Origin of the sequence: Arthrobacter sp. AFG7.2, from assembly GCF_002892835.1 — a bacterium.
Lineage (GTDB): Bacteria > Actinomycetota > Actinomycetes > Actinomycetales > Micrococcaceae > Arthrobacter.
On sequence record NZ_PJMB01000004.1, the window covers coordinates 142,846 to 167,278 of the forward strand.

At 63.8% G+C, this 24,433-nt stretch carries 23 protein-coding genes and 3 tRNA genes; 13 read left to right on the top strand and 13 right to left on the bottom strand.

The window, feature by feature from the left end:
• The first annotated feature begins 148 nt into the window (after nt 1–148).
• Nucleotides 149–1,276, top strand: coding sequence for an L-talarate/galactarate dehydratase (locus CXX84_RS09090; protein WP_102976391.1), 1,128 nt, complete (start codon nt 149–151; stop codon nt 1,274–1,276).
• A gap of 10 nt (nt 1,277–1,286) precedes the next feature.
• Nucleotides 1,287–1,985 carry a FadR/GntR family transcriptional regulator gene (locus tag CXX84_RS09095; RefSeq protein ID WP_102976392.1) on the top strand — a complete coding sequence of 233 codons (699 nt, stop codon included), beginning with the start codon at nt 1,287–1,289 and terminating at the stop codon, nt 1,983–1,985.
• A gap of 79 nt (nt 1,986–2,064) precedes the next feature.
• Here the strand turns inward: CXX84_RS09095 and CXX84_RS09100 are convergent.
• Nucleotides 2,065–2,147 (bottom strand) — tRNA-Leu (locus CXX84_RS09100).
• Nucleotides 2,148–2,522: 375 nt separating this feature from the next.
• On the opposite strand from CXX84_RS09100, the gene CXX84_RS09105 reads away from it, so the two are divergent.
• From CXX84_RS09105 to pknB, 7 genes are read left to right on the top strand one after another with little or no spacing between them, the layout of a single operon-like run.
• Nucleotides 2,523–3,266: an FhaA domain-containing protein gene (locus CXX84_RS09105; RefSeq protein WP_102976393.1), complete on the top strand. Its 744-nt coding sequence runs from the start codon at nt 2,523–2,525 to the stop codon at nt 3,264–3,266.
• Nucleotides 3,263–3,745: an FHA domain-containing protein gene (locus CXX84_RS09110; RefSeq protein ID WP_102976394.1), complete on the top strand. Its 483-nt coding sequence runs from the start codon at nt 3,263–3,265 to the stop codon at nt 3,743–3,745. The genes CXX84_RS09105 and CXX84_RS09110 overlap by 4 nt, the downstream gene beginning before the upstream one ends.
• A gap of 59 nt (nt 3,746–3,804) precedes the next feature.
• Nucleotides 3,805–5,403 (top strand): PP2C family protein-serine/threonine phosphatase, encoded by a 1,599-nt coding sequence (locus tag CXX84_RS09115; protein ID WP_102976611.1) that lies wholly within the window; start codon nt 3,805–3,807, stop codon nt 5,401–5,403.
• Nucleotides 5,400–6,797 carry an FtsW/RodA/SpoVE family cell cycle protein gene (locus CXX84_RS09120; RefSeq protein ID WP_102976395.1) on the top strand — a complete coding sequence of 466 codons (1,398 nt, stop codon included), beginning with the start codon at nt 5,400–5,402 and terminating at the stop codon, nt 6,795–6,797. The genes CXX84_RS09115 and CXX84_RS09120 overlap by 4 nt, the downstream gene beginning before the upstream one ends.
• Nucleotides 6,794–8,254 (top strand): penicillin-binding transpeptidase domain-containing protein, encoded by a 1,461-nt coding sequence (locus tag CXX84_RS09125; RefSeq protein WP_102976396.1) that lies wholly within the window; start codon nt 6,794–6,796, stop codon nt 8,252–8,254. The genes CXX84_RS09120 and CXX84_RS09125 overlap by 4 nt, the downstream gene beginning before the upstream one ends.
• Entirely contained in the window at nt 8,251–9,990 is a 1,740-nt protein-coding gene (locus CXX84_RS09130) for a protein kinase domain-containing protein (RefSeq protein ID WP_102976397.1), read from the top strand. The genes CXX84_RS09125 and CXX84_RS09130 overlap by 4 nt, the downstream gene beginning before the upstream one ends.
• A 15-nt stretch (nt 9,991–10,005) precedes the next feature.
• On the top strand, nt 10,006–11,970 hold the full coding sequence (gene pknB / locus CXX84_RS09135) for a Stk1 family PASTA domain-containing Ser/Thr kinase (RefSeq protein ID WP_102976398.1): 1,965 nt from the start codon (nt 10,006–10,008) through the stop codon (nt 11,968–11,970).
• Nucleotides 11,971–11,990: 20 nt separating this feature from the next.
• Here pknB and CXX84_RS09140 read toward each other — a convergent pair whose 3' ends face one another.
• Genes CXX84_RS09140 through CXX84_RS09145 form a run of 3 tightly spaced genes read right to left on the bottom strand, consistent with a single transcriptional unit; the run spans nt 11,991 to nt 13,590 of the window.
• Nucleotides 11,991–12,632 carry an anthranilate synthase component II gene (locus CXX84_RS09140; protein WP_102976399.1) on the bottom strand — a complete coding sequence of 214 codons (642 nt, stop codon included), beginning with the start codon at nt 12,630–12,632 and terminating at the stop codon, nt 11,991–11,993.
• The gene (locus tag CXX84_RS19120; RefSeq protein ID WP_189337547.1) at nt 12,629–12,799 is read right to left on the bottom strand and encodes a hypothetical protein; all 171 of its coding nucleotides are present in this window, start codon (nt 12,797–12,799) and stop codon (nt 12,629–12,631) included. The genes CXX84_RS09140 and CXX84_RS19120 overlap by 4 nt, the downstream gene beginning before the upstream one ends.
• 2 nt (nt 12,800–12,801) lie before the next feature.
• Nucleotides 12,802–13,590 (bottom strand): class E sortase, encoded by a 789-nt coding sequence (locus CXX84_RS09145; RefSeq protein WP_102976400.1) that lies wholly within the window; start codon nt 13,588–13,590, stop codon nt 12,802–12,804.
• A 174-nt stretch (nt 13,591–13,764) separates the two neighbouring features.
• On the opposite strand from CXX84_RS09145, the gene CXX84_RS09150 reads away from it, so the two are divergent.
• Both CXX84_RS09150 and CXX84_RS09155 read left to right on the top strand, forming a co-directional pair.
• Complete coding sequence (locus tag CXX84_RS09150) at nt 13,765–14,016, top strand: cell division protein CrgA (RefSeq protein ID WP_102976612.1); 252 nt, start codon at nt 13,765–13,767, stop codon at nt 14,014–14,016.
• Nucleotides 14,017–14,065: 49 nt separating this feature from the next.
• Nucleotides 14,066–14,680 carry a DNA-3-methyladenine glycosylase I gene (locus tag CXX84_RS09155; RefSeq protein ID WP_102976401.1) on the top strand — a complete coding sequence of 205 codons (615 nt, stop codon included), beginning with the start codon at nt 14,066–14,068 and terminating at the stop codon, nt 14,678–14,680.
• A 184-nt stretch (nt 14,681–14,864) separates the two neighbouring features.
• Here the strand turns inward: CXX84_RS09155 and CXX84_RS09160 are convergent, their stop codons facing one another.
• From CXX84_RS09160 to CXX84_RS09170, 3 genes are all read right to left on the bottom strand, one after another.
• Entirely contained in the window at nt 14,865–15,332 is a 468-nt protein-coding gene (locus CXX84_RS09160) for a carboxymuconolactone decarboxylase family protein (RefSeq protein ID WP_102976402.1), read from the bottom strand.
• A gap of 539 nt (nt 15,333–15,871) precedes the next feature.
• Nucleotides 15,872–16,750: a rhomboid family intramembrane serine protease gene (locus CXX84_RS09165; RefSeq protein WP_102976403.1), complete on the bottom strand. Its 879-nt coding sequence runs from the start codon at nt 16,748–16,750 to the stop codon at nt 15,872–15,874.
• Between the two features lie 9 nt (nt 16,751–16,759).
• Nucleotides 16,760–17,305: a peptidylprolyl isomerase gene (locus CXX84_RS09170; protein WP_102976404.1), complete on the bottom strand. Its 546-nt coding sequence runs from the start codon at nt 17,303–17,305 to the stop codon at nt 16,760–16,762.
• Between the two features lie 155 nt (nt 17,306–17,460).
• Between CXX84_RS09170 and CXX84_RS09175 the strand changes: the two genes are divergently transcribed.
• A complete protein-coding gene (locus tag CXX84_RS09175; RefSeq protein ID WP_102976405.1) occupies nt 17,461–18,399 on the top strand; it encodes a hypothetical protein in 939 nt (312 codons plus the stop codon).
• A 153-nt stretch (nt 18,400–18,552) separates the two neighbouring features.
• The gene (locus tag CXX84_RS09180; protein ID WP_102976406.1) at nt 18,553–19,428 is read left to right on the top strand and encodes a glycosyltransferase; all 876 of its coding nucleotides are present in this window, start codon (nt 18,553–18,555) and stop codon (nt 19,426–19,428) included.
• A gap of 10 nt (nt 19,429–19,438) precedes the next feature.
• Here the strand turns inward: CXX84_RS09180 and CXX84_RS09185 are convergent, their stop codons facing one another.
• From CXX84_RS09185 to gyrA, 6 genes are all read right to left on the bottom strand, one after another.
• Nucleotides 19,439–20,389 (bottom strand): DMT family transporter, encoded by a 951-nt coding sequence (locus CXX84_RS09185; protein WP_102976407.1) that lies wholly within the window; start codon nt 20,387–20,389, stop codon nt 19,439–19,441.
• Nucleotides 20,390–20,502: 113 nt separating this feature from the next.
• Nucleotides 20,503–20,578 (bottom strand) — tRNA-Ala (locus CXX84_RS09190).
• A 71-nt stretch (nt 20,579–20,649) separates the two neighbouring features.
• Nucleotides 20,650–20,766, bottom strand: coding sequence for a DLW-39 family protein (locus CXX84_RS19295; RefSeq protein WP_217700331.1), 117 nt, complete (start codon nt 20,764–20,766; stop codon nt 20,650–20,652).
• Between the two features lie 69 nt (nt 20,767–20,835).
• A tRNA-Ile gene (locus CXX84_RS09195) sits at nt 20,836–20,909 on the bottom strand.
• 97 nt (nt 20,910–21,006) lie between these two features.
• A complete protein-coding gene (locus tag CXX84_RS09200; RefSeq protein WP_102976408.1) occupies nt 21,007–21,735 on the bottom strand; it encodes a DUF3566 domain-containing protein in 729 nt (242 codons plus the stop codon).
• Nucleotides 21,728–24,406, bottom strand: coding sequence for a DNA gyrase subunit A (gene gyrA, locus CXX84_RS09205; protein WP_102976409.1), 2,679 nt, complete (start codon nt 24,404–24,406; stop codon nt 21,728–21,730). Before gyrA ends, CXX84_RS09200 begins: the two co-directional genes overlap by 8 nt.
• Nucleotides 24,407–24,433: the final 27 nt, after the last annotated feature.

Sequence of the window (24,433 nt, forward strand, 5' to 3'; positions counted from 1 at the left end):
TCGGAGGTACCCACCAAACCGGCGGTTGACTCACCATTGCAGGCATTCCTGCAGCCCGGGGATCCACATTCCCTACTTGTAGTACAAGCATGGAACTTATATTATAAGAAGGCGGGCGAAGGAGCCCGGCACCCCCAAAGGAGAATCCATGAGTTCCGTCGATCTGATCCGGCACGTCAAGCTGTCCACCGCCCGCCTGCCCCTTGCCGTTCCCATCAGCGACGCAAAGGTCTTCACCGGCCGGCAGAAGCCCATGACCGAGGTGGTCTTCCTCTTCGCTGAAATCACCACCGAACTGGGGCACAGCGGCATCGGCTTCAGCTACTCCAAGCGCGCCGGCGGCCCCGCCCAGTACGCCCACGCCAAAGAAGTTGCGGAAGGCATCATCGGCGAGGATCCCAACGACATCGCGAAAATTTACACCAAGCTCTTGTGGGCCGGTGCTTCCGTGGGGCGCTCCGGCGTCGCGACCCAGGCCCTGGCGGCCATCGACATTGCCCTCTACGACCTCAAGGCCAAGCGTGCCGGCCTGCCCCTGGCCAAGTTCCTTGGCTCCTACCGTGACTCCGTGCAGACCTACAACACCTCCGGCGGCTTCCTCAACGCCACCCTGGACGAGGTAAAGACCCGCGCCACGCAGTCCCTCGAGGAGGGCATCGGCGGCATCAAGATCAAGGTTGGGCTCCCAGACAGCAAAGAGGACCTGCGCCGCGTCGCCGGCATCCGCGAACACATCGGCTGGGACGTACCCCTGATGGTGGACGCGAACCAGCAGTGGGACCGCGCCACCGCCCTGCGGATGGGGCGCCGGCTTGAGGAGTTCAACCTCATCTGGATCGAAGAACCCCTGGACGCCTACGACTTCGAGGGTCATGCACACCTCGCCCAGCTCCTGGACACCCCCATCGCCACCGGCGAAATGCTCGCCTCGGTGGCAGAGCATAAAGGGCTCATCAACGCCAACAGCTGCGACATCATCCAGCCGGACGCACCCCGGGTCGGCGGTATCACCCAGTTCCTCCGCCTCGCCGCCCTGGCAGACGAGCGCGGGCTGGGCCTGGCTCCGCACTTCGCCATGGAAATCCACCTGCACCTTGCGGCCGCGTACCCGCGCGAGCCCTGGGTGGAGCACTTTGACTGGCTGGACCCGCTCTTCAACGAACGGCTCGAGACCAAGAACGGGCGGATGATCGTCCCGGACCGCCCGGGCCTCGGCATCACGTTGAGCGACCAGGCACGCGCCTGGACCACAGAGTCCGTGGAGTTCGGCGCGTAACGTTGGTGCCATGAGCCGGAACCTCACCGCGGACCTCGCCGCTGACCTTCGCACCCGCATCGTGGACGGCGTCATCCAGCCGGGTGAAAAGCTCCCCAGCGAGAACACCCTCATCAGCGACTTCGGCGTGAGCCGTACCGTCGTGCGCGCCGCCCTGACCAGGCTCCAGGCGGAGGGACTGGTTGAAACGGAACGGGGACGCGGCAGCTTCGCCCTCACCCCGCCGTCGGAAGGGCCGCAGGCAACGCCGGGAGCCCGCCCGGTGGCAAGCATGGAGGACCGGCTCCACCTGCTGGAGTTCCGGCTGGGCGTGGAGACCGAAGCGGCCGCGCTGGCAGCCCGCAACCACACCGACCGGCAACTGCGGGCTGTCACTGCGGCGCTGGAGGAGTTCACGGCCAGCGCAGGACATCCCGCGCACGCCATGAAGTCCGACTTTGAATTCCACCGGGCCATAGCCGCGGCCTCCGGCAACCCTTATTACTCCGACTGCCTCGCTGCCCTCGGCCAGACGATGATTGCCATGCCGCGCACCAGGCTGATGACCGGCGCCGAGCATTACGCCCGGGACCACTTCGACCAGGTGGTGCAGGAACACCGGTCCATTGCGGACGCCATCGCGGACGGAGACGAGGCTGCAGCAGCCGCTGCCATGCGCAGCCACCTGGCAAACTCCCGACGCCGGTTCAAGGCCTCCGCCCGCCCGTAGCAGGCCGGAAACATCGACGCTGGATGGGACAACAAAGAAAGGACCCCGGTCAACTGACCGGGGTCCTTACCTGTTTGCGTGCGCGAGGGGGGATTTGAACCCCCACACCCTTTCGGATACTGGCACCTGAAGCCAGCGCGTCTGCCGTTCCGCCACTCGCGCGCAACTTCTTCCACACAATCACGGCCGGTTTCCCGATCCGCAACCTTGTAAAAGCAGCGAGATCAAGCATAACGGAGAGTGGACGGAAATTGCCAATCGGTGGTGACGGCTGCCTGCACGAGGCCGGCCGTACCCGGATCCCGGGGTTCTTGGCTGCAGGCGGAACCGCTGCCGCGGGACGCCCCAACCGGGCGGGGAAGTGAACTTTTGCCGGTGCCCGGGCGTTGCTGATTAAGGTCATTCACAGGCCTGCCCAGTAGTATCGGATGTAGGAGTGACTGCTGCAGGCAGGCACACCGCTGACCTGCGGGCTGCACCAAACGTGCAGTTCCGGAACGAAGACTGCCCCGCAGCCGGGGGGAAAGGAGAAGAAGCATGGGACTGCTGGACAAAGTGGAACGCGGCATCGAAAAGGCCGTCCGAGGCGTCTTCTCCACCGGTTCGCGGGCACAGGTGGAACCTGTGGAAATCGCCAGCAGGCTGCGCCGCGAGGTGGACCACAAAGCGCTGACGGTGTCAGCCGGCCGCACGCTGGCACCCAATGTCTTCGACGTCCAGCTCAGTGACGACGACTTCGCAAGGGCCCAGGAATGGGGCACCCCGCTGGCGGAGGAGCTCTGCGACGTGGTCATCAACCACGTCCGGAGCCAGGGCTACACGCTCCAGGGTTCCGTGCGGATTTCCTTCCGCAGGGATTCGGAGCTGCGCGCCGGCGACTTCGAGATCATCTCGTCCACCGAAAAATCCCAGGCCTCTCCAGCCGGCCAGCCGCCACGTTCCAACGTCCCCGCTGCTCCCAGCAGGCAGCCGGTCCGGCTCCAGCCCGTCCTGGACATCGACGGGCAGCGCTACTCCCTCAACGCGCCGTCCATCGTGCTCGGCAGATCCTCCGACGCCGACATCCACGTCGAGGACACGGGCGTATCGCGCCGCCACCTGGAGATCCGCACAGCCAACGGAGTGACAAGCGCAGTGGATATGGGTTCCACCAACGGCAGTTACGTCAACGGACAGAAGGTGTCAGGAAGCACCGAGCTCACTGACGGCTCCACCATCACGATGGGACGGACAAAAATCATCTTCCGCCTTCTGCCTGCCGGCCCCGGTGGCCGCGCATGAGCGATCTGACCATAACGGCCCTGCGCTTTGGCTTCCTCCTGCTCCTGTGGGTGCTGATCTTCAGCATCGTCTCAGCCATGCGGCGGGACCTGATGGTGGGGCGCAAGGCCGCCTCGGGCGCTCCAACGCAACGCCAGGTGCGCCGGAACCCGGACCTGGCGGAAGCGGCCCCGCAGCCCGTGAAGCAGCAGGCCCGCCAACTGGTTGTTGTCGAGGGTCCGCTCAAGGGAACTACCCTCCCGCTTGCCGCCAGCCCCATCCTCCTGGGCCGGGCCCAGGAAGCCACCCTGGTCCTGGAGGACGATTATGCCTCGGGCCGCCACGCCAGGCTGTTCCCCCAGGGCAGCCGCTGGTTTATCGAGGACCTGGGTTCCACGAACGGAACCTACCTGGCGGACCAGCAACTTACCCGTGCCCTGCCGGTTGAGCCAGGGGTACCCGTGAGAATCGGCAAGACGGTCATCGAATTGAGGCCATAGCCGTGGCCGCCACGCAAACTCCCGCGAACGGGCACCAGCCCCCGCAGCGGCCCCTCATCATGCGCTTTGCCGCGCGTTCCGACGTCGGCCGGATACGTTCCAAGAACGACGATTCCGCGTACGCCGGCCGGCACCTCGCCGTCGTTGCGGACGGTATGGGCGGCCATGCGGGCGGCGACGTCGCCTCTGCTGCCACGGTCCTGGACATGATCCACCTGGATCGCGGCGGCTACCACGGCGACGCCGGCACCGTCCTTGCCGACGAAATCCAAACTGCCAACTCCCTGCTGTCCGAACTTGTGCACCAAAACCCCAAGCTGGCCGGGATGGGCACCACGGTAACGGCGCTCCTGCTGGCAGAGGGACAACTGCACTTCGCGCACATCGGGGACTCCCGGGCGTACCGTCTGCGTGACGGTGAATTCAAGCAGGTGAGCGTGGACCACACGTTCGTCCAGCGGCTCATCGACGAAGGCAGGCTGCGCCCGGAAGAGGCCGAGAGCCACCCGCACAAGAATGTCCTGATGCGGGTCCTGGGCGATGTTGACGCCAGTCCTGAGCTTGATCTCGACGTCTTGGATGTTCGGCCGGGAGACCGCTGGCTGCTCTGCTCTGACGGGCTCAACTACGTTGCCGGCCACGCCGTGGAACGGACCGTACGGGAAACCAAGGATCTGCGGGAGTGCGTGGAAACCCTGGTGGACCTCACCCTTGAAGCCGGCTCTCCGGACAACGTCACGGTCATCATGGTGGAAATCGTCGAAGAAACGCCCGACGACGTCAGTACAGCCGCCGTCGACGTCATTCCTTCCACAAGTACCGCCGCGGCCGTTCCAGCGGCAGCCCTGAAGGAGACCCCGGAAGAAGCCGGGAACGCTGCAGCCAACGGTGCCGGCGATGCTGGAGCGGGAGACACTCGGGACGCCGGGCCCGCCAACGGCACCAACGGTTCCGGAGCTGCGGGCGCCACCGACCCCCATCTGGGCGAGCATCTGTCCGCGGAGGTCCTCCGGGAGGAGCTGGCGTCACGTCCGCACGAACTTGTCGGTGCTGCCGCATCGGCAGCAGAATCAGGGTCCATCCCCACCATCGCCGGGCGCACCGTGGCGCGCAGGGCAGCCACACTCCTCACCCACAAGGCTGAACGGCCGGGCAATGACGCTGAAGACACCCTCGTTCCGCTTAAACCGCGCCGGTGGGTTACCTGGACTATCGCTGCTTCCGTCCTGGTGGTCCTGACTGTGGGTCTCTGGCTGGGCTATGCCTGGACCCAAACCCGCTATTACGTTGGCGAGTCCGATTCACGCGTCGCCATCTACAACGGCGTGTCCCAGCGTCTTGGCCCCATCGGACTTTCCACCCTTGAGACAGTGACGGAGATCCGGATGGATTCCCTGCCGCCGTTCTCCCAGCAGCGGGTCCGCCAGACGGTGCCCGCGAACGATCTTTATGATGCCCAGCGGATCGTTAAGAACCTGGAGCTCACCGGAACCACGTCTCCCGAGGAAGACTGTGCAACGCCTTCCCCGTCCCCGGGGGCAACCACGTCCGCTCCGGCACCGACGGAATCAGCGGCGCCTGCCCCGGCACCGGATGCGTCTCCTGCGCCGGCAAGCCCGTCCCCCAGTCCCACCGTCACCTGCGAGGCGGTCCAATGAGCCAGCTCAGCACCACCCCCAAGCCACGGCGCAACGTTGAACTTGCGCTGCTCCTGCTGGCCCTCGCAGTGGGCATCGGCGCCAACATGCTGGTGGGCGTGGACCAGGAAAAAGCGTTTGATTCCGATTTCTGGTTCCAGTCAAGCCTCCTCGCTGTCGCCGCCCTGGTCTTCCACGGCGTCCTCCGCTTTCGCGCAAAGTATGCCGATCCGGTAATACTTCCACTGGTGGTTGCCCTGAATGGCTTGGGGCTTGCCATGATTCACCGGCTCGACGCTCCGGATGCGGATACCGGCAACAACCAGTTGCGGTGGACCCTCATTGCCATGGCAGTGGCCATCGCGGTGATCTGGTTCCTCAAGGACCATCGAGTACTCCGCAGGTTCACCTTCATCTCCCTCGCAGCCAGCGCCCTCCTGCTGATCCTGCCGCTCATTCCGGGAATCAGTGCCGGCGAGATCCTGGGTGCCCGTGTCTGGATCAGGCTCGGACCCATGACCTTCCAGCCGGGTGAAGTCGCAAAGATCACGCTTGCCATATTCTTTGCCGGGTATCTGTCGTCCAACCGTGATCTGATCCTGCTTGCCGGCCGAAAAGTCGGGCCACTGCAGTTCCCGCGGTTCAAGGACATGGGACCCATGATTACTGCCTGGCTAGTGAGTATCGGTGTGCTCATCTTCCAGCGGGACCTTGGCTCTTCGGTGCTCTTCTTCGGCCTGTTCATCGTGATGATCTACGTGGCAACCAGCCGTATCAGCTGGGTGGTGATCGGCCTGGCCCTCATTCTCGGCGGCGGATTTGCGGCGTCCCGGGTCTTTTCCCATGTGGAACTTCGGATTAGCGGCTGGCTGAACGCCTTCACTCCGGAGGTTTACGGCCGCTCTCCCGGCGGAAGCGGCCAGATCGTGCAGGGCCTCTTCGGGATGGCCAACGGAGGGCTGGTGGGCACCGGCCTGGGCCAGGGCCGCCCGGACCTGGTCCCGTTCGCCAACAGTGACATGATCATCGCCTCCCTTGGCGAGGAGCTGGGCCTGGTTGGCCTCTTCGCCGTCGTCCTGATGTACCTGCTGCTTTTCACCCGCGGCTTCCGCGCCGCACTGGGCACGCGGGACGCCTTTGGCAAGCTCCTGGCCTGCGGACTGTCCTTCGCGGTGGCCCTGCAGTGCTTCGTGGTGATCGGCGGCGTCACGCGCCTGATCCCCCTGACAGGCCTCACAACACCCTTCCTCGCAGCCGGCGGTTCCTCCCTGCTGGCCAACTGGATCATCGTGGGACTGCTCCTGATGATCTCGCACACGGCACGGGGGCCGGTGGACACCACACCCCTGCGGCCGGGCGAGGCAACGGAATCCATGGGCATTGACACTCCAACCGAGGCGGTGAAGCACTCGTGAACCAGGCAATACGGCACTCATGGGTAGCGGCCATCGCCATGTTCGCCCTGATCTTCGGTGCCATCAGCTACGTGCAGGTGATCGGCGCGGATGAGCTGAAGGCCAACCCCTGGAACCAGCGCGCCATCCTGCAGAACTACTGCAACGACCGCGGCGCCATCATCGTGGGCGGTTCCCCCGTAGCGGAATCGGTGGAAGGCACCTCGGAGACCTGCAAATTCCAGCGCACCTACCCGCAGCCTGAACCGTACGCGGGCATCACGGGATACTTCTCCCAGAATTTCGGTGCCACCGGCCTGGAACAGGCCATGGGAGAGGTGCTCACAGGAAACTCAGACCAGCTGTTCCTGGACCGGGTCGGGCAGCTCTTCCTCGGTAACCAGCCCAAGGGCGCGTCCGTGGAGCTCACCATCGACCCCGAGATCCAGCAGCTCGCGTACAGCCTCATTCCGGACGGGCAGCGCGGATCGATCGTGGTCACCAACCCCAAGACCGGGGCGATCCTGGCCATGGTGTCCAAACCCTCCTACGATCCCAACCAGATCGCCACCCAGGATCCCGACGCCGAAACCGCCAACATCAATGAACTCCTCAAGGTTCCGGGCATCAACCTGAATCCGAATGTCAGCGGACCCACCGGAGAACTCCTGGCACCGGGTTCCGTCTACAAACTGGTGGATACAGCCGCCGCCCTGGCTTCCGGAAAGTACAACAAGGACAGCGTGCTCCCCAACCCGGCGCAGATGCCGTTCGAGGGCATCCAGTACACGCTGCCCAACTATGCGGGCGGCAACTGCTACACCCGGGACACGGCGGGCTTCGCCTTCGCGCTGCAGCAGTCCTGCAACACCCCGTTCGCCAGCATCGCCCTGGACCTGGGGCGCGACGCCATCGCAGAGCAGGCCGAAAAGTTTGGATTCGGCGAGGACATGGGTGACCAGCTCAAGCTCGACTATGCGCGGGGCAACGGTTTCCCCGATGACCTGGACGCCCCGGGCCTCGCCCAGTCGGCCATCGGCCAGAAGGACGTGCGGGCCACCCCGCTGCAGGTTGCACTGATGACTGCCGCCATTGCCAACGACGGCGTCCAGATGCGGCCCAACCTGATCAAGGCGCTCCGCTCTCCGGACCTGCGCGTGATCGACGAACCTCAGCCCCAGCAGTTGCGCACCTCCACCACACCGGAGATCGCCAACCAGATCACCGAGTGGATGGTCAGTGCCGTCAGTGAAGGCATCGCAAACCGGGCGGCCGTCCCTGGTGTGCAGGTGGCGGGCAAGACAGGAACCGCGGAACTCGGGAACGGGACCAACAACTCCTGGTTCACCGGCTTCGCGCCGGCCAACAACCCGCAGGTGGGTGTCACGATCGTCATGGAAGGCGTGGATATCACCACCGGAGCCCAGCTAACCAGTCCGAATGCGAAAAGAATCTTTGAGGCGGTGTTGAATAAGTGAGGCCTACAACCGGAATCACCCTCGGCGGGAGATTCCAGCTGACCACGCGGATCGCGATCGGCGGGATGGGCGAAGTCTGGAAAGCGAAAGACCTCGTCCTGGGCCGGATCGTCGCCATCAAGGTGCTGAAAGAGGAGTACACGGGGGATCCCGGCTTCCTTCAGCGTTTTCGTGCTGAGGCCCGCCATACAGCGCTCCTTAACCACATAGGCATTGCCAACGTCTTCGACTATGGCGAGGAGGAAGGCTCCGCCTACCTGGTCATGGAGCTGGTCCCCGGCCAGCCGCTGAGCAGCATCATCGAGCATGAGCAGGTCCTGTCACCGGACCGCACGCTCTCCATCATCGCGCAGACCGCCCGTGCCCTCGCCGTTGCCCACGCGCAGGGCCTGGTGCACCGTGATGTGAAGCCGGGCAACCTCCTGATCACCCCTGACGGACGGGTCAAGGTCACCGACTTCGGCATTGCCCGTCTCGCCAACCAGGTGCCTTTGACCCAGACCGGACAGGTGATGGGCACTGCACAGTATCTCGCCCCTGAGCAGGCCACCGGGCAAACCGCCACTGGTTCATCCGACATCTACGCGCTCGGCGTCATCGGTTACGAGTGCCTCACCGGCCACCGGCCCTTCACCGGTGAGTCGCAGATCGCCATTGCCCTGGCACAGGTCAATGACGCACCGCCGCCACTGCCGGAGACACTTCCCGTGCCGGTGCGTGCCCTCCTCATGTCCATGCTGGCCAAGGACCCCGGGAACCGGCCGGAGAACGCGATCAAGCTGGCGGAGGCAGCCGAGGCCATCCGCAACGGTGACATCAGTGCCGCCCGCGCAGCTGTTCCCGGCATGCTCCTCTTCGACGGCGTCGAGACCGGGCCCATTACCGCCCCCGTGGACACCGCCACGGCACCTACCGGTGTCATCGGTGCGCAGCGGGATGATTCCCCCGCTGCAACTTCTGCTCTGCCCGTGCTTGGTGCGGGCGCAGCCGGCACCGCTGCAGGAGCAGCTGCCGGGGCAGCCGCAGCGGATACCGGGGCACGCCAGGGTGCCCTTGCCCGGGCCAACGCACTCGCCGCGGAGCGCAAGTGGGTTCCGGAAGAATCAACGTACGACGACGAGCCCGCCGATGAGCCCCAGCGCAAGGGGCGCAGTCCATGGACGTGGCCCCTGATCGCCCTGATCCTGCTGCTTCTGTTCGCATTGGTGGGTTTCTTCCTTAGCCAGCGGGGAATCCTGTTCCCCTCCAACGACCCCACATCGGCGGTGACCACAAGCAGCCCGCAGACCAGCAGCGCCAGCCCCACCAGGACCTCGCAGGCACCCACGCCCACCCGAGACACGCCTACGCCAACGCCCGAACCAACCCAGGAACTGGTCAACGTCATCCCTGCCGCCTACCTGGGCAAGGACTACCGGCAGGTCCAGGCCGAACTGGCCGCCCTGGGGTTCGCCGTAACCGTCGTTCCGGAGGAAAGCACTGCCGCTGCACCGGGAAGGGTGTTGGAGCTGAACCCGACGGGCGCTCTGCCTGAAGGATCGCCTATCACTGTTATCTATGCTGTGGCTCCTGAGCCCGAGCCCACCACGTCCTCTCCAGCTCCGGCTCCGGCTCCTACAACAGCTCCTGCAACCGCGCCCACCACCTCATCCGTGGCTGCGCCCACCGTAGCGTCGTCCCTGCCTGCCTGCACTGGCGACCAGGTGCCCGGAACGTCACCAACCTGCAGCCAGTAGCCGCCAGGACATCCCATGAACGAGTCACCGCGCGCCCCGTTGCACCGTGAGGACAGCCTCCCGGTGGATAACCGCCGTGTCCTGAGCGGCCGCTACGAACTGGGCGGCCTGATCGGCCGCGGAGGCATGGCGGACGTATACAGAGGGGTTGATACCCGCCTCGGACGGACGGTCGCCATCAAGCTGCTGCGGCCGGAGATGGCGCGCGATCCGCAGTTCCAGGCCCGGTTCAAGCGTGAAGCACAGGCGGTGGCTGCCCTCAACCATTCCTCCATCGTTGCCATCTACGACACCGGCGAGCACCTTGTCCACGACGGCGCAGAGGACAACCTCCGGGTCCCCTACATCGTGATGGAATTCGTGGAGGGCAAGACCATCCGCGACCTGATCCGTGCCCATGACGTCACCATCGACCAGGCGATTGATTACTGCCTGGGGGTCCTGGGTGCCCTCGAGTACAGCCACAAGGCCGGCATCGTCCACCGGGACATCAAACCGGCCAATGTGATGTACTGCGAAAGCACCGATTCAGTAAAGGTCATGGATTTCGGGATCGCCCGGGCCATCGCCGATTCATCGGCCACCATGACCCAGACGCAGGCCGTCGTAGGCACCGCGCAGTATCTGTCTCCCGAACAGGCCCGCGGTGAGACGGTGGACGCGCGGAGCGATCTCTACTCCGCAGCCTGCCTGCTGTATGAAATGCTCACGTCCCGGCCGCCGTTCATCGGTGACAGCCCGGTATCCGTGGCCTACCAGCATGTCCGGGAAATTCCGGAACCGGCGAGCAGCGTGAATCCCCAGGTCTCGCCGGCCCTGGACAGTGTCCTGGCAAAGGCCCTGCAGAAAAACCGTGATGACCGCTTCCAGGATGCGGCTGCCTTCCGTCGTGCCCTGCGGGCTGCACGGTCGGGGGTGCCGGTTGCTGCCGTGCCGTTCTCGGAAGCGCCAACAGATCCCAACGACCACGTCCCGGCGCCATCGGCGCCCGCTACCGAAGCGTTCGCCGCTGCCGGGGCGGGTTTCCTGGACGAGGCCCCTACCGGCCGGCTCTCCGCAACACCCGCTTCTGCCGGTGACCGCGGCCCTGTGGTCCCCTTGCTGGCAGACGTCGACGCAGGGGGGCCAACGGACGGCCTGCCACTTGGCCTGCCCCCGGAACGGGAACGGAGTCCCCGCCAGAAGTCCCGCCGTCGCGCCTGGATTACCACCTTGGTGATTTTCACCCTGCTCATCCTTGCCGGTGGCGCACTGTGGGTGTACAGCATCGTGAACCGTCCTGAGCCGGTAGTGCCCAAAGTCCAGATCCCTGCAGTAGCTTCAATGACGGAGTCGGCAGCGCTGCAGGAGCTGTATCAGTCGGACCTCGAACCAAGGATTGTCCGCCGGCAGCACGAAACAGTTCCGAAGGGCATAGCGATCGGCACGGACCCTGCTACCGGCGCGTCGGTGGATCCCGGGGCCGAGGTGGTCCTCAATGTTTCCGAAGGGCCCAGCGCCGTGATGATCCCGGAAAGCCTTCCGGGCAAGACGGAAGCTGCAGCCAGGGATATCCTGCGGCAAAGCGGACTGGCAGGGGCACCCTCCACGACCACGGCCAACAGTGCCACGGTACCTGCAGGAATTGTCATCACCACCAGCCCCGCGCCCGGTCAGATGGTCGGCGTCGGAACCAGCGTTGAACTGGTGGTATCCACGGGCAAGGTCGCCGTTCCTGAACTGCGCGGGCGGACCCGGGAAGAGGCAGAGGCGGCCTTGAAGGAACTAAGCCTGGTGCCCGCAGTGGTTGAAGCGGAGAACGCCCAGGTGGAGCCGGGAAGGGTGACTGACCAGAGCGATCCGGCCAACGCCGCGGTGGAGCAGGGCAAAACCGTTACCATCGTGGTGGCCAAGGCCCCGCCACCGCCTCCTCCTCCGCCAAGCCCGGAGCCGACCCCCACGCCCTCGCCCACATCCACCAAGAAGGATGATGATGACTGACCGGCAGTCGGTGCAGCAAATCAGTGCTGGATGAGCGGGCTCAGTGTGGCTGCCCGGGCGGCTGCGCCTTTCATTCCCAGCGATTCAAGCCAGTTGCCCAGCATCTGGTAACCGCCCTCCGTCAGAACCGACTCTGGATGGAACTGCACGCCGCACAGCGGCGCGGTCCGGTGCTGTAGTCCCATCACCACGCCTGAAGCAGTCTCCGCCGTCACCTCAAGGACGTCGGGAATGGATTCGCGGACGGCTGCCAGTGAGTGGTACCGGGTGGCCGTGACGGGAGAGGGCAGGCCGGAAAAGACGCTGGTGCCGATGTGCTGCACCAGGGACGTTTTGCCGTGCATGAGCTCCGGGGCGTGCGTGACCTTCCCGCCGAAGGCCTCCGCCAGTGCCTGGTGCCCCAGGCAGACGCCGAACATTGGGACACTGTTCTCGCCGCACCACTTGATCAGTTCAATGCACACGCCGGCTTCTGCGGGGTTGCCGGGACCGGGTGAGATCAGCACGCCGTCGCGCGTGCCGGCCAGTTCAATGGCTTCGGCCAGTGTGACGTCGTCATTGCGGACAACCGTGGTTTCCGCGCCGAGTTCCTGGAGGTAGCCCACCAGGGTGTAAACGAAGCTGTCGTAGTTATCCACCACGAGGATTTTTGTTGTGGTCATGGCTGGCTTGCTGCACCAATCGTTGAGTCGGTGAATTGGGTGTAGTGGGACATCCAGGGAAATAGGAACTGAACCATCAATACCAGTGCGGCGGCGATGAGCACCAATGAAGTGACGATCCGCAGCCAGAGCGGTCCCGGAAGGTGGCGGAAGATCCAGCCGTACATGCTCAGCCCTTTCCAACCGCAGCAGCCACCTGGTCCGCGATTTCCGCAGGAGGGCCTGCGGACGCCGGGCGCCAGCTGTCCAGGAGGGAATAGGCAATGATGCGTTCTTCGGCTCCGAAGCGCGGGTTGCAACTGGTCATCGTCAGGTATCTTTCAGTGGGGACGGCCCCCGGGAGGGTAGGCACCGGCTCCAGGACATCGGTTCGCGAGGGCATAACGATCTGGTTGTTCCGGAAGACATAGACGTAGTAACCGTCCCTTGTCTGGACGTAGATCTTGTCCCCGGGGACCAATGTGTGGATGTTGTCCAGGACGGCGCCGTGGGTTTGGCGGTGGCCTGCCACCGCAAAGTTTCCAACAGCACCCGGCATGGCAGTGGTGCCGTAATGTCCCAGCCCCAAGGTATCCAGCACGTCGCTGGTTGTTCCCTCCACGATGGGCCTGGTGTAGTTCGGGCCGAACCGGGGGATATACATGATGCCGATGGTTCCGGCATGGCCGGGAGCTGCGGACACCACGGGATCGCCAAATTCTTCCCCGGTAACAGCAGGCGCGGAAGCGTCCGGTGAGGCGGGGGGAGCACCGCCGAGATCCTGCGCGAATTCCTTGATCACTTCGCTCTGCCTGGCGTCGGATTCCACGTTGGTCCACCACAGCTGCCAGGCAACGAACAGCAGGAGGATGATGCCGGCGGTGATCAGCAGCTCACCGACGATCTGGACGGTCCCGCGCAGAATAACGACGCCGGCAGGCGGCGCAGCGGCTTGCCTCGCCTTCTCCTGCAACACCACGCGTTCTCCTCGGGGCGGTTCCAACGGGCACCGGCGGCCCATGAACTACGGCTAGAATTGGCTGCTAGTAAGAATCCAGATTTGACCAAGATCGCGCAGACCGCTGGCAATTTCCTTCTTGCAGGATACCAAGCCCGGGACGCCGAGCTTGCCTCAGCCCGCCAAGGAGAGCCAGTGCCCGAGTCAAAGCCGCGCAAGAAGACTGCCAGCACCGCCCAGCAGGCTTCTTCCCAGACGTACAAGCCCAATCCTGTGTGGTTCAAGCCCGTGATGTTTGGCCTGATGCTCATCGGCCTCTTCTGGATCATCACTTTTTACATCAGTGAAGGCCGCTTTCCCGTCCAGGCCTGGGAGTCATGGAATATTGTGGCCGGTTTCGGCATCGCCATCGTGGGCTTCCTGATGACTACCCGCTGGCGCTCCTGAATCCAGCGTAGCCCCGCCGCAAGACCCCGCCTCCGCCAAGGAGAAACGCTTGTCTCCCCCTGATTCAGGAGTCCTGCCGGGTGAGGACGGACTGGCCCGTCCGGCCTGGGCGTCCTCTGACCCTTTGCTGCGGGATTACTACGACCACGAGTGGGGCATGCCCGTCAGGGATGAGCAAGGCCTCTACGAACGCATATGTCTGGAGGGTTTCCAGGCGGGGCTCTCGTGGGCCACCATCCTGCGAAAGCGCCCCGCCTTTCGGACCGCTTTCGCAGGGTTCAGCCCTGATGCCGTCGCGCTCTTCACCGACGCGGACATGGACCGGCTGATGCAGGATACCGGCATCGTCAGGAACCGGTTGAAGATTCGTGCTGCCGTCAACAACGCACAAGCCACCCTGGCCCTGCGTGAGGAAGGCGGCCTGGTGGACTTCGTGTGGCAGTTCCAGCCTGCTGCAACCCCGCAGCCGGTGGTTCATTCTGATATCCCCACCCAGTCCCCGGAGTCGGTTGCGCTGTCCAGGGCCCTGAGGAAAAAGGGATTCTCCTTTGTTGGCCCCACCACTATGTTCGCGCTCATGGAAGCCGTTGGAATAGTCGACACGCATCTAATGGGAAGCCATCGGCGCGGATCCTCCGGTGTCTGGCCAGGTCCACCCCGCTAGCCCCCAGCGATATCCCCAGCTGTTGGGAAAGTTATCCACAGTGTGAATAACTTTTTGCAATGGAGGTTGGCACTGCCTGCAGCGCCCGCCAGCAGGGTCGGCGCCTCAACAGGCATTCCAGATGCACTTATTAACAGTGTGGAATACTTGTGGATAAAGAGCCGTACCGAGAGTCCTGTATGTCCTACCGCTGGCGTTGGACAGGATGGTGGCTCGTAATGGACACCCGGTTGTAGGCGTTCATCGTGATAACCAGCCAGCTGACCGCCGAAAATTCCTCCTCTGTCAGGTGCTCCCTGGCATAGGCTTCCTCATACTCCTGGGAACGGTGGCCGGGCAGTTCCGTAATGCTTTCAGCCAGAGCCAGGGCAGCACGCTCCTTTTCGGTAAACAATGCCGTTTCGCGCCACGCCGGCAGTACTGCCAGCCGCTGAACGGTCTCGCCCGCGGTCAGCGCGTCCCTGACATGCAGATCTAGGCAGTAGGCGCAGCCATTGAGCTGGGAGATCCTCACGTTCAGCAGTTCCATGGTCTTGGGGTCCATGCCGGCCTCCTGCGCCGCCTCTTTGACCTTCAGTCCCAGGCCGTTCAAAGCCCGCCACAGCTCCGGGTGCTGCTTGTCGAGGAAGATGTGCTTGGTAACTGCTGTCATGGTTTCTCCTGATGGCAAAGGCTCTGATGCGCCAAGGGGGGTTCGCACCTGAAGCTTATCCACTTACCAACATTGCGATACCCACAAGTTATCCACACATGTGGATAGAGGGGTTAGCGGCAGGCGAACCAGGAGCCCGCACGTTGGGATGCAAGGACAGGACACCCCAAGAACTACATCCCTGTCGTTTATTAACAGTGTGCAAAACCTGTTGATATTTTCTCTTCCACACGGAACCTATCCAATGCCTTGCGGCTTTTCTGCCTGTTTATCCACGGGATTGCCGCAATGGGGCGAGTTGTCCACTTAAACACATGCCTATCCCCAGAAGTTATCCACAGATGTGGAAAGAAACGCCTCCATTCTGGGGAAAAGCCGGGAAAAGGCCTGCGGTTCGGGGGCGGAGGCGGGGTGAAACGGTGAACTACATCTGTGTAAGTTACCAACACTGTGGATAAGTGCTGTGGATAAAAAACCCCGACGTCCTGAGGACGTCGGGGTTAGGGTGTTTCTTCGCAGCTGACCGCTGAGGCTGGACTCTAGAGGGAAATCCGGAGCCAACTGACCGCGATGAGCAAAGCCAGGACGGCCACCAGCCCTGCGGCCTGGAGAAGTCCCTGGCGCGGACCCCGGGGGACGTAGGCAAGTACCGCGGCACACAGTGCGCCGGTGATAAGCCCGCCGAGGTGGGCCTGCCAGGCGATTTGGGGAATCAGGAACCCAATCACCCCATTGATTGCAATCAGGACCCACAGCTGCCGCGTGTCGCCGCCGCGCTGCCGCTGCACCAGCAGCATGGCCCCAAAGAGCCCAAAAATGGCACCCGATGCGCCTACTACTCCCACGAGGCCTTGGCCGGGGTTATAGAGCGCAGTCAGCAGGAGGTACCCCACAGAGCCGCCCAGCGCGGAGACCAGGTACAGCGCCAGGAATCTCAGGCGGCCCAAAAGCGGTTCCAGCGCTTGCCCAAATATCCACAGCGTGTACATGTTGAGGATGATGTGGAGGAGCGAACCCTGCGAATGGAGGAAACCGGCAGTCAGCATCCGCCAGGGTTCGAATTGCCCCCACCGCGGTTCCGCGAAGATGTTGGCGTACGCGAATCCCCGGAACACGGCTTCGTCCGGTATCAGCAACTGCAGGGCGTACACAACCACGCACACAGCAATGATTCCGAACGTCACAACAGGTTTCCCGTTTGCTACGGCACCGCCGTAGACCGTCCGCACCTCCGGCGTCGTACGTTTTGTTTCGTTGACGCAGTCAACGCATTGGAATCCGACGGCGGCCGCCCGCTGGCACTCGGGACAGGCCGGCCGGCCGCACCGCTGGCAGCGTACGTAGGACGGCCGGTCCGGATGGCGCGGGCACACCGGGACCTGCGCGGACGGCTCAGCCGCCGGAACTCCGTAACTCATGCTCCGTTATTACAGCTGTTCAATGTCGATGCTGTTGATGGTGACGTCCTCTACGGGACGGTCACCCATGCCGGTGCGAACGCCCTCGATGGCGTCAACAACCTTCTTCGACTCATCGTCAGCCACTTCACCAAAAATGGTGTGCTTGCCCTGGAGCCAGTCCGTGGGAATGGTGGTGATGAAGAACTGTGATCCGTTGGTGCCCTTGCCCATCCGGATTCCGGCGTTGGCCATGGCCAGCTTGTACGGCTGGTTGAAGCTGAGTTCCGGGTGGATCTCGTCATCGAACTGGTAGCCGGGTCCTCCGACGCCGCGGCCCAGCGGATCGCCGGCCTGAATCATGAAGTCCTTGATAATGCGGTGGAAGATGGTGCCGTTGTACAACGGGGTGCCGGTCTTGTCCTCACCCGTCTCCGGGTGGGTCCACGCCTGCTCGCCGGTGGCTAGGCCTGTGAAGTTCTTGACGGTCTTCGGCGCATGGTTGCCGAAGAGGTTGACGACGATGTCGCCGAGGCTGGTGTGGATGGTTGCTTTTGCAGTTGCGATGGCAGTCATAGGCCCCATTCTTCCACGGCCGTTATGGGCGGTGGCGGCTGCGGCGGGAGTTCCGCGCTGGGTGAAATCCGCCTAAAATCCGCAGTGGGAATAGCCGGTGAACATCAAGCCACGTAGGCTAACCACAGAACCGTCACATTAATCGGGAGGTAGTTGTGAAGAAATCGGATCGTATTGCCCGTGACCTGGAGTTGTCAGTCACCAGCGCCGTAGAGAATGCCAAGGATTGGGCAGCCCCCCGTATGGAAGCAGCAGTTGACCGTATCCAGCATGGCCTGGACACCGCTTCACCCAAGATCCAGGAAGGCCTTAAGTCAGCGGCCTACAACCTGGCTGACGGTGTTGCCACGGTTACCCCGCGCATCCAGGACGGCCTGGCCCAGCTCGCGCCGAGGATCAATGATGCTGTGGACGGGGCTTCCCCGCGCCTGCACGAGGCCCTGGACAAGGCAACGCCGGTGATCCTCAACGCCCGTGACCGCGTGGTGGTGGAGTACCTGCCGCGTCTTTCGGATCAGATCGGTTCCGCATCCACTGTTGTGCACCGCACGCTGGAAAACACGCCCGCGCGTGTGGATGCCATGGCCCAAAAGCTTGGCGACGTAGGAATCATCCACGCCATCCAGGAGCAGGCGGCTGCCACCGGTTCGCAGCTCAAGGCTGCCGCGGCACACGCCGGACGGGCGGCAGACATCCAGGTCCTTGAGCCGGAGGCGCCGAAGAAGCGCGGCTGGCTGGTCTTTGGTGTCATCGCCGCAGCCGTGGCAGCCGGTGTGGCCGCCTGGAAAGCGTCGAAGCCGGTTGAAGACCCCTGGAAAACCCCGTCACCTGTGACACCCACGCCAGCACCCGTTCCGGCCACTACGGTCAACGACGTACCGGAAACGGCCACCGTTTCCACGGAGCCGGCATCAGTTGCGCCCTCCTCCGAGGCCACCACCGCGGACAATGCTGAGGACGCCGGCGAGAAGGCAAAGCACGTTGCCGAAGGCGTCACCGACGGCGCAGCGAAGGCAGCAACCGACGCAAAGACCGCTACGAAGAACATCGCGTCCAACATCAGCAACGGGGACAAAGGCACCACGCAGTCCTGATGCAAACCACCTGATTGGTCCCGGCCCGTGCGGCCGGGAAGCACCACAAGGGAAGGGCTCCGCCACAAGGCGGGGCCCTTCCCGCTTCCTTGTTGTCTCCAGTTGTTCCCGCCTTTCCGGAGCGGACAGCTGTTCGGTGCTAGATTTGAACCGATGTCAGCCGAACAATCCTCTGGGGACGCCTTGAACGACGCAGCAGACCTGCCCCGCGTGTCCATTGTTATCCCGGCCTATAACGAGGAGAGCGTCATCCGGCAGTGCCTTATAGCTGCCATCTACCAGTCCGTCCCTGCCCACGAGATCGTGGTTGTGGACAACCTGTCCAAGGACCGGACTTCGCGCATCGTGCACCAAATGCAGCTCGAGTACCCGGAAAGCCCCATCATCCTCCTCACGCAGGACAAGGAGCAGGGGCTTATCCCCACCCGCAACTTCGGCCTGGACCACGCAACCGGGGACGTCCTGGGAAGGATCGACGCCGATTCCGTGGTGGAGCCGGACTGGGTGGAGCAGGTGCAGAAGGCCTTTCTGGACCAGTCCGTCCAGGCAGCCACAGGTCCGGTGGTGTACTACGACATGCCCATGCGCCGTTTTGGCCTCAAGGCTGACGACAAGATGCGCCAACTCATGTTGAAGCTGGCCAAGCACCAGTACCATTTCCTCTTCGGCTCCAACATGGCCCTCCGGTCCTCTGCGTGGCAAACGATCCGGGCCGAGACCTGCCGTGATGAAAAGGACGAGATGCATGAGGACATTGACCTGTCCCTGCATCTGGCCGAGCATGACCTGAAGATCCAGTACTGCCCGCAGATGGTGTCGGGTATGTCAGCCCGCCGGCTTGAGGATTCACCCCGGGACTACCGCTACTACGTGACGCGGTTCGACCGCACCTACAAGGCGCACAATGTTAAAAAGATGGCGCTGAAGGCTCCCATGGTGGTCTTCTTTTCGGTGTACTTCCCGGCAAAACTCCTGCGTGCCATCCACACCGTCAACACGGCCCAGCCTGCGCGCCGGGGCGGCCAGTAAAGCCGGAACCTCAGTCGGTTCCCAGCTCCGCGAGCGGCCGGTCTGACGGCGGTTCCTCCCTGCCGCCTGCCGCCAGGTTACGCCGGCGGCCGGCCCTCCCGGACCGCTGGCCCAGAACCACGACGGCGAGTCCCGCCAGTATCAGTCCCAGCCCGGCATAGGTGCCGGCCGGGAGCGTCTCGCCGAGGAACACGGCAGCAAGCAGTGCAGCCCCGGGGATCTCCAACAGGATGATCATTGATACGAGGAGCGGACTCATGGTGGCCAGCAGATGATTGAACGCCGTATGGCCCACGAGCTGCGCACAGACTGTAATGGCAAGGATCCCCAGCCACCCGGCCGCCTCAAAACCCACCAGCGGTTGTCCGGCCAGGAATGCCAGGACGGCGACAAACGCGGCGCACATTCCGTAGCACAGCGTGGTGTAGGTGCCCGTCGTCATGCTCTGCCTGGCTTTTCCTCCTGCCAGTGTGTACAGGCCTGCCAGCATCCCGCCCGCAACGGCCAGCAGGTCGCCCAGCAGCGCGTCCGGGGAAGAACCCATGTCGAACCCGGTAATGGCAACAACACCGCCAAAAGCGGCACCAAGGCCGGCCAGCACCGGCCACCGGCGCCGGGTACCGCGGAAGAGCTGGAATACAGCGATCCAGCCGGACTGCAGGCACACCAGGGCCGTGGCCGCGGCAACAGAGGTCAGCTGCAGCGACGTGATGAAGCAGGCGAAGTGCAGGGCAAGTGCGACGGCGGCCAGCAGGCACCAGCGGAACTCACGCCGGGTGATCCGGCCGAACTGCTGCGGCTCCCGGATGAGGGTGGGCGAGGCCATGACGGCTGCCCCGATGGCATTGCGCCAGAAGGCAATGGCGAGTGCGCTGACGGTGGTCGCCCCGAGGGTGGCGGCAATCAACGGACCGGACGAAGCAACGCCCAGAACGCCGAGGGCTGCAAGAAAGAAGTTCACTGGACAACCCTAATGCGGAGTTCGTACGTGGTGGCCGGCCAGTTCCGCCCGAGGCTGCTGCCGGGAGAAAGCAAAAGTCCCGGCCAGCGTTTCCGCTGACCGGGACTTCCTTATGGTGGAGGCACGGGGACTCGAACCCCGAACCCCCTGCTTGCAAAGCAGGTGCGCTACCAATTGCGCCATGCCCCCATAAGAAGCAACCCGTCAATCATACCCTAGAACCTGGGAGCCTTTGACCAGCTCCTGTCCGGGATCCGGGGCTAGTCTACCGTGTCGGTTGACTTGCTCCAGACGTCTTTCCGGGCTTCGGACTCCTGTGCTTTCCGGTAGACCAGGACACCTGCGATTGCGGCTGCCAGTACAAGCAACTTCTTCACATGCTCCCCGTTCCGGCCTGGCAGCGTGTCACGCCAACCAAACCTACCCCTGAACCTGCACAGGTTCCGTGGGCGTACCAGGACTTGAACCTGGGACCTCTTCGTTATCAGCGAAGCGCTCTAACCGCCTGAGCTATACGCCCCGATGCCTCATCGGGCCGAGACATGACTTTACAGCACATCCCTGCCCGATCTCAAATCGGCTGTTTCCGCCGGTGCTGGACCGGCGGAAAAGGGACTCTAGTCGTCCGTGAGGGTGACGCCAATGCCGCCCACCAAGGTGGCAGAGATGTTGTAAAGCACCGCGGAGAGCATGGAGAGTGCCGTGAGCAGGACAACGTTCACGACGGCAATAATGGTGGCGAAGGAGGCCACCTGTCCCAAGGACGCCACCTTCTTCAGCTCGAAGCCGCCGCCTTCGGAGCCGGCCAGGGTACCCAGCAGGCTGTCCACCTGGTCAAAGATGCCTGTGAGGTCAAGGACAGTCCACAGCACAATGGCGGCCACAACCGTGACAATGCCCAAAGCGACCGACAACAGGAATGCCATCTTCAGGACGGACCATGGGTCCACCTTGCTGATCAGCAGCCGGGCCCGACGGACCTTCGCTTTCGGGGCAGGCTTCACCAGGCCCGGACCGCCTTGTCCCGGAGCTCCTGTGCCGGGTCGCTGGCCTGCCGCCACTGGCCGCTGTCCCGGGGCGGGGCGCTGGCCGGGCTGGCCCTGTACCGGACGCTGGCCTGGCTGGACGGTTGCGCGGTCCCCCTGCGCAGGACGGTCACCCTGGGCTGGACGATCACCCTGCGCTGGACGCTGGCCGGGAACGGCGGGACGCTGTCCCGGGGCGCCGGCGGGTGCAGCGGGCCGCTGCTGAGGCCGCACGGGGGCGTTGACCCGGGGTGCGGCTGAGGGCCGGTTGCCGTCGGGAACGGTGCTGTTCGCCTTGGGAAATGAGTCGGGATTACTCACTCGTTACCTCCGTGTAGTCTTCGTTCGGCTCAGTGTCGCCCGAGGCGTCCTCTGACTCAACGGCCGGTGATTCTTCTGCCACTGCTGGGCTGGCCGATTCCTCGAGGGATCCGCCATCTTCAGCCAACGTTACGTCATCCTCCGGCGATTCCTCGCCCTCGAGACCCCGTTCGCTGTTGCGTGCCACCTCGATAATCCGGTCGTTTTTGTCCGGCTTGGCAAAGATGACGCCCATGGTGTCACGGCCCTTGGCGGGAACTCCGGCAACGGAGGAGCGAACCACCTTGCCGCCCTCCATAACCACCAGGACTTCATCTTCTTCCTGGACGATCAGTGCTCCCACCAGGTCCCCGCGTCCTTCGGCCAGCTTCGCAACCTTGATGCCCAGGCCGCCGCGTCCCTGGAGCCGGTACTCCTCCACGGCGGTGCGCTTGGCGTAGCCTCCGTCCGTAACAATGAACACGAAGGAACCATCGGTCACCACGTTCGCGGCCAGCAGTTCGTCCTCCTCGCGGAACTTCATGCCGGTGACGCCGGAGGTTGCCCGGCCCATGGGGCGGAGGGCGTCCTCGGTAGCCGTGAAACGGATGGACTGGCCCTTGCGGGACACCAGCAGCAGGTCATCGGTTTCCGAAACCAGCTGGGCGGACACCAGCTCGTCACCATCGCGGAGGTTGATTGCGATCACGCCCGCGGAGCGGTTCGTGTCGTAATCCTCCAGCCGGGTCTTCTTGACCAGCCCCCGCTTGGTGGCCAGCACCAAGTAGGGCGCCTGCTGGTAGTCCTTCAGGTCCAGGACCTGGGCGATGTGTTCGTCCGGCTGGAATGCCATGAGGTTGGCCACGTGCTGGCCCTTGGCGTCGCGGCCGGCTTCCATCAGCTCGTACGCCTTGGCGCGGTAAACGCGGCCGAGGTTCGTGAAGAAGAGCAGCCAGTGGTGCGTTGTGGTGACGAAGAAGTGCTCCACCACGTCATCACCACGGAGCTGTGCACCCTTGATTCCCTTGCCGCCGCGCTGCTGGGACCGGTAGTTGTCGCTGCGGGTCCGTTTGACGTAACCGCCGCGGGTAATCGTGACCACCATTTCCTCTTCGGGAATGAGGTCTTCCATGGACATGTCGCCGTCGAATCCCATGAGGATCTTGGTGCGGCGGTCATCCCCATGCTTGTCCACGATCTCGCCCAGCTCGGTGCTGATGATCTCGCGCTGGCGCTGTTCCGAGCCAAGGATCTGGTTGTACTCGGCAATGAGTGCTTCGAGTTCGGCGTGCCGGTCCTGGATTTTCTGGCGTTCAAGGGCGGCGAGGCGGCGCAACTGCATGTCCAGGATGGCCCTGGCCTGCAGTTCGTCGATGTCCAGCAGCCCCATCAGTCCGTCACGGGCCGCTTCGGTTGTGTTGGAGGCGCGGATGAGGGCGATGACTTCGTCCAGCATGTCCAGTGCCTTCAGAAGCGCACGGAGGATATGGGCTTCTTCCTCCGCCTTGCGCAGCCGGTACCGCGTGCGCCGGGCAATGACGTCCATCTGGTGGGTCACCCAGTGCCGGATAAAGGCATCCAGGCTCAGGGTCCGGGGCACGCCGTCAACAATGGCCAGCATGTTGGCGGAGAAGTTGCTCTGCAGTTCGGTGTGCTTGTAGAGGTTGTTCAGCACCACCTTGGGCACGGCGTCGCGCTTGAGGACAATAACAAGCCGCTGCCCGGTGCGGCCCGAGGTTTCGTCCCGGAGGTCGGCGATGCCCTGGATCTTGCCATCCTTGACAAGTTCGGCGATCTTGATGGCCAGGTTGTCCGGGTTGGCCTGGTACGGAAGCTCAGTGACCACCAGGCAGGTGCGGCCCTGGAGTTCCTCCACGTTCACCACGGCGCGCATGGTGACGGAGCCGCGGCCGGTCCGGTAGGCGTCCTCGATGCCCTTGTGGCCCAGGATGGTGGCGCCGGTGGGGAAATCGGGGCCCTTGACCCGCAGCAGGAGTTCCTCCAGCAGTTCCTCGCGGCTGGCCGTGGGGTTGGCCAGGTACCACTGCACGCCGTCGGCTACTTCGCGGAGGTTGTGCGGCGGGATATTAGTGGCCATACCGACGGCAATGCCTGAGGATCCGTTCACCAGCAGGTTCGGGAACCGGGCGGGGAGGATGGTGGGTTCCTGGTTCTTGCCGTCGTAGTTGTCCTGGAAATCGACGGTTTCCTCGTCGATGTCGCGGACCATCTCCATTGCCAACGGAGCCATCTTCGTTTCCGTGTACCGCGGCGCTGCAGCACCGTCATTGCCCGGGGACCCGAAGTTGCCCTGGCCGAGAGCCAGGGGGTAGCGCATGGTCCAGTCCTGGATCAGGCGGACCAGGGCATCATAGATTGCCGTGTCACCGTGCGGGTGGTACTGGCCCATGACCTCACCCACCACGCGGGCGCACTTGTTAAAGGACCGGTCCGGGCGGTAGCCGCCGTCGAACATCGCATAGAGGACCCTGCGGTGGACGGGTTTCAGGCCGTCACGGACGTCGGGGAGGGCGCGGCCGACAATGACAGCCATGGCGTAGTCAAGGTAGGACCGCTGCATTTCCGTCTGGAGGTCCACCTGCTCCACACGGTCTACCAGCACATCGCCTTCAAGAACGGTGTCCGGAGTACCGGCATCGGAGGCCGGGTTCTCGGGTGTTTCGTCGCTCATTTATTTATTTCCGTTTCAGGTATATGT

Bases quoted from the DNA above. Each gene is read 5' to 3' on its own strand.
- CXX84_RS09090 (WP_102976391.1), top strand. From the start codon at position 149: ATGAGTTCCGTCGATCTGATCCGGCACGTCAAGCTGTCCACCGCCCGC.
- CXX84_RS09095 (WP_102976392.1), top strand. From the start codon at position 1,287: ATGAGCCGGAACCTCACCGCGGACCTCGCCGCTGACCTTCGCACCCGC.
- CXX84_RS09105 (WP_102976393.1), top strand. From the start codon at position 2,523: ATGGGACTGCTGGACAAAGTGGAACGCGGCATCGAAAAGGCCGTCCGA.
- CXX84_RS09110 (WP_102976394.1), top strand. From the start codon at position 3,263: ATGAGCGATCTGACCATAACGGCCCTGCGCTTTGGCTTCCTCCTGCTC.
- CXX84_RS09115 (WP_102976611.1), top strand. From the start codon at position 3,805: ATGCGCTTTGCCGCGCGTTCCGACGTCGGCCGGATACGTTCCAAGAAC.
- CXX84_RS09120 (WP_102976395.1), top strand. From the start codon at position 5,400: ATGAGCCAGCTCAGCACCACCCCCAAGCCACGGCGCAACGTTGAACTT.
- pknB (WP_102976398.1), top strand. From the start codon at position 10,006: ATGAACGAGTCACCGCGCGCCCCGTTGCACCGTGAGGACAGCCTCCCG.
- CXX84_RS09140 (WP_102976399.1), bottom strand. From the start codon at position 12,632: ATGACCACAACAAAAATCCTCGTGGTGGATAACTACGACAGCTTCGTT.
- CXX84_RS19120 (WP_189337547.1), bottom strand. From the start codon at position 12,799: ATGTACGGCTGGATCTTCCGCCACCTTCCGGGACCGCTCTGGCTGCGG.
- CXX84_RS09160 (WP_102976402.1), bottom strand. From the start codon at position 15,332: ATGACAGCAGTTACCAAGCACATCTTCCTCGACAAGCAGCACCCGGAG.
- CXX84_RS09165 (WP_102976403.1), bottom strand. From the start codon at position 16,750: ATGAGTTACGGAGTTCCGGCGGCTGAGCCGTCCGCGCAGGTCCCGGTG.
- CXX84_RS09170 (WP_102976404.1), bottom strand. From the start codon at position 17,305: ATGACTGCCATCGCAACTGCAAAAGCAACCATCCACACCAGCCTCGGC.
- CXX84_RS09180 (WP_102976406.1), top strand. From the start codon at position 18,553: ATGTCAGCCGAACAATCCTCTGGGGACGCCTTGAACGACGCAGCAGAC.
- gyrA (WP_102976409.1), bottom strand. From the start codon at position 24,406: ATGAGCGACGAAACACCCGAGAACCCGGCCTCCGATGCCGGTACTCCG.